Origin of the sequence: Pseudoalteromonas sp. UBA2102, assembly GCF_002331165.1 — a bacterium.
Classification (GTDB): Bacteria; Pseudomonadota; Gammaproteobacteria; order Enterobacterales; family Alteromonadaceae; genus Pseudoalteromonas; species Pseudoalteromonas atlantica.
Window position 1 is genome coordinate 4,234 of record NZ_DCYU01000050.1, and the last position, 6,183, is coordinate 10,416.

Consider the following 6,183-nt stretch of genomic DNA (forward strand, 5'->3'; position numbering starts at 1 on the left):
GTGCCACCAGCTCCGTCTAAGTTTTAATTTGCTATATAGCAATATTAGCTACTACCAAAAAAACCCTGCAAATGTGCAGGGTTTTTTAATAATTCGAGTTTAATGATTTATATGTATTAAGGCTTATCTTTTTCTCCAGCCGCTCCATACATCATCTTCTTGGTTGGATTTTTTCTTCTTTTTCTTACCTGTGCCTTCAGGCTTTGCCATTGGCTTATCGTTTTTAAGTGCTTGTGCTGCATCAAGATTTGCTTGGTTTACCGCAAAACCGGTTACTTCTTCACGCTCTAAACGCAGTTTGTTTTTCTTTTCGATTATTTTAAAGTGATGAAAGTCTTCATAATCAATTAACGATAACGCTAAGCCAACTTCGCCAGCACGGCCGCTTCGGCCAATACGGTGCATATAATCAGCGGGGCTACGCGGTAAGTTAAAGTTAATAACAACAGGCAGTTTGGCAATATCTAAACCACGGGCTGCTATATCGGTGGCAATAAGTACTTCTATTTCACCGGCTTTAAATTTTTCTATTACGCGAGTACGCTCACTTTGACCTTTATCACCATGAAATACCTGTGCGTTAATACCACGCTTTTCAAGCTTACCTGCTAGGTGCTCACAGTCTTTTTTAGCGTTTACAAAAATAAGTGCTTGGCGCCATTTATGCGCTTTAATTAAATGCGCTAAAACCGTGGTTTTTTCGCCTTTATTAACTGTAAATACGCGCTGTACTAAGGTGCTTTCGTCTTTGCTTTGAACTTGTATTTCAACAGGGTTGGTTAACAGCTCTTGCGTTAATTGTGTTACTTGCTCTGGGAAGGTTGCTGAAAATAACATAGTTTGTTTTTTAGCAGGCATTAACGCTAATAACTCAGCAAGCTCTTCGGTAAAGCCAAGGCTTAACATGCGGTCGGCTTCATCAAGCACTAAGGTAGTTACTTTATCGAGCTTAATAGCATTGCTTGAGATTAAATCGAGCAAACGCCCTGGTGTTGCCACGATAATATCGGCGCCGCCGCGTAGAGCCTGCATTTGTGTATTAACCGACACACCACCAAATACCGCCACCGTTTTAATGGCGCCATTAAAGTTGGCAGAATACGATTTAACGCTATCGGCCACCTGCGTTGCAAGCTCACGGGTAGGTACCAAAATAAGCCCAGTGACAAAATTACCTTTGCTCGCTACTTTTTTAGCGCCTTGCTCTAAAAATAGGGTTTGTAGCATTGGTAATGCAAACGTCGCTGTTTTACCTGAGCCAGTATTTGCCCCCGCAATTAAATCGCTACCAGCCAGTACACTTGGAATCGCCTTAGCTTGAATTGGCGTAGGTTGGCTATATTCCAAATCGGTTAAACGAGCTTGTAGCTCTGGAATAAGGCCAAGATCGTTAAAGGTACTAGGGCTTGTTGCTGAGGTCATAAAATTGTGGGCTTATTGCTAAAAAAGTAGCCTGTAATTTTAGCGTATTTAGCGCTTATTAAGTAGAGGTTAGTGATTTAAATGTTTTATAGGTAACCGCTGCGCAATTAAAGCTGCAGACTCTGTGTATACTCAAGCTCTGATTATTTTTGCTCATTAATACGAAAAGGGAGTTTTCCCCCTTTCTTTAAGATATAAAACGACCTGCACGCTCAACTAACTCAGGGTAATGTAGTATCGAAAACTGTCGATTTTGGTTAAAGCTAAAGTCATGTAGGATCATATCGCCAAGCTCTGTTGTACCACGTTGAATTTCTGTAGATCTTATTCCGGTTTTTCCTAGTAACATACTTATAATGCTAATAATTTTACCTTCAGGGGCTCTCATTGAGTCCAAATTCGATTCAGGGTTATTCATTTTTTCAATAAAAATATTCCAATTTTGTTTGGAATTAGAGTTAGTTCGAAATTTATCTTTCCACATTGGTATCATAATTTTATATAAGTCTGGCTTACTTATTTTTAGAATAGCTAAAAATACTAACGGTAACGTATATATCCTTTCTTCAGTTGTTAGCTGAATAGCTTGTAAAACCTTAACGGCTTGTTCAATATCTCGTAAACCCGCATCACATAAAATAGCTGTTTGTGCCAGCAAGTAAGCATTACCATTTTTATGCACAGCAATTAACTTATCATCATTAATAAGCTCTGTTTTCCATAAATACTCTGAGTAAGACAAACGATTTGGTGGTGGTAGATGATAAATTTGATCGAAAAATCTATTTAGGTACTTTTTAGATTCAAAATCATTACCATAAATAGCTTTTATTGAATGACTTAATTGCTCGGATGCTGTAGCTACAACAAAATAAACGCGCGGTATTTGAAATAGGTGTTTAATTGTCTCTAGTAGTTCAATGGCATAACTAGGTCTACATCTGTCTAACTCATCTACGAATATGAAAATTGGCTTTATATCCTTACCTGCCTTTTTAGCGATCGCCCCTAAATTAATCTTAAAAGTAGTAATGCTATTTTCAATACTATCTTGATGCTCTAAGGCAATATGTGTTGCTTGAGTGGTTAACCCTTCAACTAATTTATTAGTATCTTTTTTATCTATACTTGATGCTTTATCCTCAGCATCATCACTCTCAATTAATTCGTTTATTTGATCGAGTGAATAACCCGTCATTTTTTTTGCTATAAAAGATAAAAGTAGCGGTGCGGCTGCAAGCTTAAACTTATTCCATTTAGTTTTTTGACTTTCGTTACCCTTTTTATTAAAAAAGGGTCTTAATTCTTTATCAATAGCAGAAATAAAACCAAGCAAAGGGTTATCTGTAAAATCCTTCTCCCAAGCATTAAAATAAACAACTTCGCACCCTTCAGCTTTTAAACCTCTTTGCCAGTTTGTAAGGAAATAGGTTTTACCAAATCCCCATTCAGCATCAATATTTAATACAAAAGGTTCCTCTTTTTTAACTGTAAATCGATTGAGTAAGTAAGAAGTTAGATATTCTGCATCTTCAGCTCTATTTAACTTATCGTCATTCCATGGTTCCATTTTTATCTTCCCTGATTTTGTTTATAACTATATTGCCATGAAGACATTGATTACGAAACACTGTATTCAAACGAAGTTATTTTCACTGTTATTTAATTAAGTGCCTTGCAGTAATAAAACGCGGCTACAATTACTCACAAAAAAAGGCGCATTAAGCGCCTTTAATCTTCAACAAATGTGGGAGAGTAATAAAGTATCATACTAAGTCATCCTGCAAAGCCTATTTATCTGTTAAGTAATTTGGGCCTTTAAAAATAAAGTTTCATACTAAATTAAGAAATCCTACAAAAACATAAAAAAACCAAGTAATAAAGTATCATACTAAAATAACTATAGGTCATTAATATCGACCTTAATCTCTGACTGATTAATTCGTTCCTCAATTATTTGATCATCCTCATAATCATTAATCAACGTTACTAACTGCTCTAGTTCATTACCACCTGGAGTACCTTTTTCTGCACCCCATATTTCATCAACTCTAAGCAAAGCAATTCTTAGCTCATCATCATTTTTAATAGGTTGACTATTCATTAAATTTACTCCTTGGCTTTAATCAAATAATTCAACCCTTGGACTTCGACTATTACTCTATTTAGAGGATGTTTAGATGACTTCATTTGTCTGCAGATTGAGTTATATTCCCGAACAAAAGACGCCCACTTTTTAACTTTACAGCTTAAGTTAACTAATTTTATTCGGCACTTTGAGGCTTTTTTAAATGAAATTATGTCGTCAATCTCAGCATAATCACCATAAACTTCTTTGGGCATAAGCAAAATTGACTCACCAGTATCTTTATCCTCTTCTAACCGTGTTCTATGAGGCAAGTTTCCCATATCAGCATTAGTTACGATAAATTTACTTTTTAATTGGCTAAACAAAGCATCTGATTTCATCTGTATTCCAAATAAAGAGTTAAGCTTACTATCTATAATAAGACAAAACCTAAAGCTTGAACATTAGTCAACCATTAATTACTATGTAACTGTCTCGTCAACAACCGCCTATTCAATATCGCGATAGGTCGTTAAAGAGATAGGCATATAAAGCCTGCGTAATGCTTTGGATCCAAAAATTGGATATCGGTAAATTTATATAGACTTCGTATTATCACCAAAATATTTCTTTTTGCATGTGTTGCGATGAAAACCAAGGCCGTCAAAACCATAAATCAATTATAAAGAGATATTTAAATGAACAACTCTATTTTTCCTGCATCTAATGATGCATTCAAACTATTTACCAAAAATTTAAATGACAAGCTAATTAAAGGTTCAAATGGCCAATACCGCCGAAAGCATACCTTTCTATCAGCAATGATTGCAGAATCTCTACCAGGCAAAGACGTAAATTATAATATCAATACCCTAAAAGCAGATCTCAAACATAACAATACCAATTCGATAAAAAACACCTCTGTATTTACTTCTTACAACTCCAATACTCTTTACAAAATTGTGAAAGAAGGAAAGAGACTAAGAAAAGAAACAGACATGGCTCTTTGGGATGCATATTGCAAGGTAGCTGGTGATTATCAACTATCCAACCCTAATGAAATAGCTACAGCTTGCAAAATTCCGGTAAAAAATAATGAGTTCCATAGGGTGATAATAGGTAATATAATTATTGCACTATATGTAGGTCGAGGCTCTAAACACAATTCAGACCGTGATATAAATATAGTTGCCTACGATATGCCAGATAATTGCAAATATAGTAGCAGTGGATTATTTACAGGCTCTGTATCATACGGCGATATGCTTACTATTGGATACCCAACAAGTTTTGGAAATAGAAAAACAGATTTGAATGTTTACCATATTTGTAAATATTCGCAGAGTGAAGCTCGCATACCACTTTCTAACTTAACAAGAGATCAAGTTTTATTACTGGCTGCACATTTGTGCATTAAAGTTGATGAACAAAAATTTGAATCTTATAAAGATATCCCATTCAATAATATCGTATCATCACAACTATTTTATCATTTACAAGAATGGTCTTTAAGACATACTGCTATAGTTAAAAACTCGACAAGCCCATACTTTGAAAACTGGGGAAATCTTGCTTTAAACCGACCGATGAATGTTTTTCACCCTTAATTGATAAAGCCGGTTAATCTGTTGAATAATCGGCTTTAAGTTTATCTCTTAATCACTAAGGTTATCTAAATGGTACTACTAAACACGTATGAAGATCGTGATGAAGCTGAAAATGCCGAAAGCCTAATATCTGGCGAAAAACGATTAGCTAGCGAACGAGATGGGACTGAATTAATTTTCAACTTATTCGGTCAGCCTAGTTGGAATAATTTTTATAAACTAAAAATGTTCAACCTTCCACTACTAAAAGAGCTTATTGAACTACGCAAAGCCAATAAGGATTACGACATAGATAAACACAAAGAAATAATCGCCATGCTAAAATATGCCGCCAATACCTTTGAATTAGATATTCCTAAACATTGGCTATGATGTATGAATTTAACTAAAGTCTTTTTCTAGCTCTAAGCGAGCATAGTTAAGACGGTTTTAGTATGATACTGAATTACATTACCATCAAAACACGTCTTAATATTTAATAATAAAGTACCATACTATGGTATCTGTATATGGTTAAAAGAAGTTATTTTTGATTCTGGGATTTTATAGATTAAAACATCACAAAAAATAGCGAAATGTCCTGCTCTTTGGGCTAAGCTTTTCAAATCATCTGGGCTAAGGCACTTTATTGATTTATGGGCACCCAACTGTGCTTTGTTCGTAGAAATCACATAACCTTCAAAATCTATAAGGTTTTTTAATGAGTGAAAACCTAATCCAATACTTTCAGAAATTATGCGCAATAGATCAATGTGTGATGTAATAAAATGAATGACCTGCACTGTATCCCAAGTTAAGCTACTCGATTTCTTATATTTTGTACTATTGGCTTTATTATGTTCAAATATTTTGGGGTATTTAGATTTTAATTCATCAATAGACAATTCAAAAATTGTTCTTAATCCACAAGCAATGATTTCAGAATAATCAACTTTAGATTTATATAACTCTGAAGATTGATTGATCAATTGTGCAACAACAGGAATTCTAACATTGTAGCTTTTATTTGAAGCTAAAGTGAAAAGCTGTTTCTTTGATTTTTCAGCTCCAAAGACTAATCCTCTGTAGTGGCATAGTTAATTTGGC

At 34.7% G+C, this 6,183-nt stretch carries 7 protein-coding genes; 2 read left to right on the forward strand and 5 right to left on the reverse strand.

Going from position 1 to position 6,183, the window contains the following annotated elements:
- Positions 1–123: 123 nt before the first annotated feature.
- The 4 genes from B2R65_RS06075 to B2R65_RS06090 all read right to left on the reverse strand — a co-directional run bounded on the left by B2R65_RS06075 (position 124) and on the right by B2R65_RS06090 (position 3,891).
- Complete coding sequence (locus tag B2R65_RS06075; RefSeq protein ID WP_286741662.1) at positions 124–1,422, reverse strand: DEAD/DEAH box helicase; 1,299 nt, start codon at positions 1,420–1,422, stop codon at positions 124–126.
- Between the two features lie 187 nt (positions 1,423–1,609).
- Positions 1,610–2,992 (reverse strand): KAP family P-loop NTPase fold protein, encoded by a 1,383-nt coding sequence (locus B2R65_RS06080; protein ID WP_286741664.1) that lies wholly within the window; start codon positions 2,990–2,992, stop codon positions 1,610–1,612.
- 330 nt (positions 2,993–3,322) lie between these two features.
- Positions 3,323–3,526 (reverse strand): hypothetical protein, encoded by a 204-nt coding sequence (locus B2R65_RS06085; RefSeq protein ID WP_286741666.1) that lies wholly within the window; start codon positions 3,524–3,526, stop codon positions 3,323–3,325.
- A 5-nt stretch (positions 3,527–3,531) separates the two neighbouring features.
- Positions 3,532–3,891 (reverse strand): hypothetical protein, encoded by a 360-nt coding sequence (locus B2R65_RS06090; RefSeq protein ID WP_286741668.1) that lies wholly within the window; start codon positions 3,889–3,891, stop codon positions 3,532–3,534.
- A 297-nt stretch (positions 3,892–4,188) separates the two neighbouring features.
- Here B2R65_RS06090 and B2R65_RS06095 point away from each other — a divergent pair, with 297 nt between their 5' ends.
- Complete coding sequence (locus tag B2R65_RS06095; protein ID WP_286741670.1) at positions 4,189–5,097, forward strand: hypothetical protein; 909 nt, start codon at positions 4,189–4,191, stop codon at positions 5,095–5,097.
- Positions 5,098–5,166: 69 nt separating this feature from the next.
- On the forward strand, positions 5,167–5,469 hold the full coding sequence (locus tag B2R65_RS06100; protein WP_286741671.1) for a hypothetical protein: 303 nt from the start codon (positions 5,167–5,169) through the stop codon (positions 5,467–5,469).
- Positions 5,470–5,591: 122 nt separating this feature from the next.
- Here B2R65_RS06100 and B2R65_RS06105 read toward each other — a convergent pair whose 3' ends face one another.
- The gene (locus B2R65_RS06105) at positions 5,592–6,065 is read right to left on the reverse strand and encodes a hypothetical protein (protein ID WP_286741672.1); all 474 of its coding nucleotides are present in this window, start codon (positions 6,063–6,065) and stop codon (positions 5,592–5,594) included.
- Positions 6,066–6,183 lie beyond the last annotated feature (118 nt).

Bases quoted from the DNA above. Each gene is read 5' to 3' on its own strand.
- B2R65_RS06095 (WP_286741670.1), top strand. From the start codon at position 4,189: ATGAACAACTCTATTTTTCCTGCATCTAATGATGCATTCAAACTATTT.
- B2R65_RS06075 (WP_286741662.1), bottom strand. From the start codon at position 1,422: ATGACCTCAGCAACAAGCCCTAGTACCTTTAACGATCTTGGCCTTATT.
- B2R65_RS06080 (WP_286741664.1), bottom strand. From the start codon at position 2,992: ATGGAACCATGGAATGACGATAAGTTAAATAGAGCTGAAGATGCAGAA.
- B2R65_RS06085 (WP_286741666.1), bottom strand. From the start codon at position 3,526: ATGAATAGTCAACCTATTAAAAATGATGATGAGCTAAGAATTGCTTTG.
- B2R65_RS06090 (WP_286741668.1), bottom strand. From the start codon at position 3,891: ATGAAATCAGATGCTTTGTTTAGCCAATTAAAAAGTAAATTTATCGTA.
- B2R65_RS06100 (WP_286741671.1), top strand. From the start codon at position 5,167: ATGGTACTACTAAACACGTATGAAGATCGTGATGAAGCTGAAAATGCC.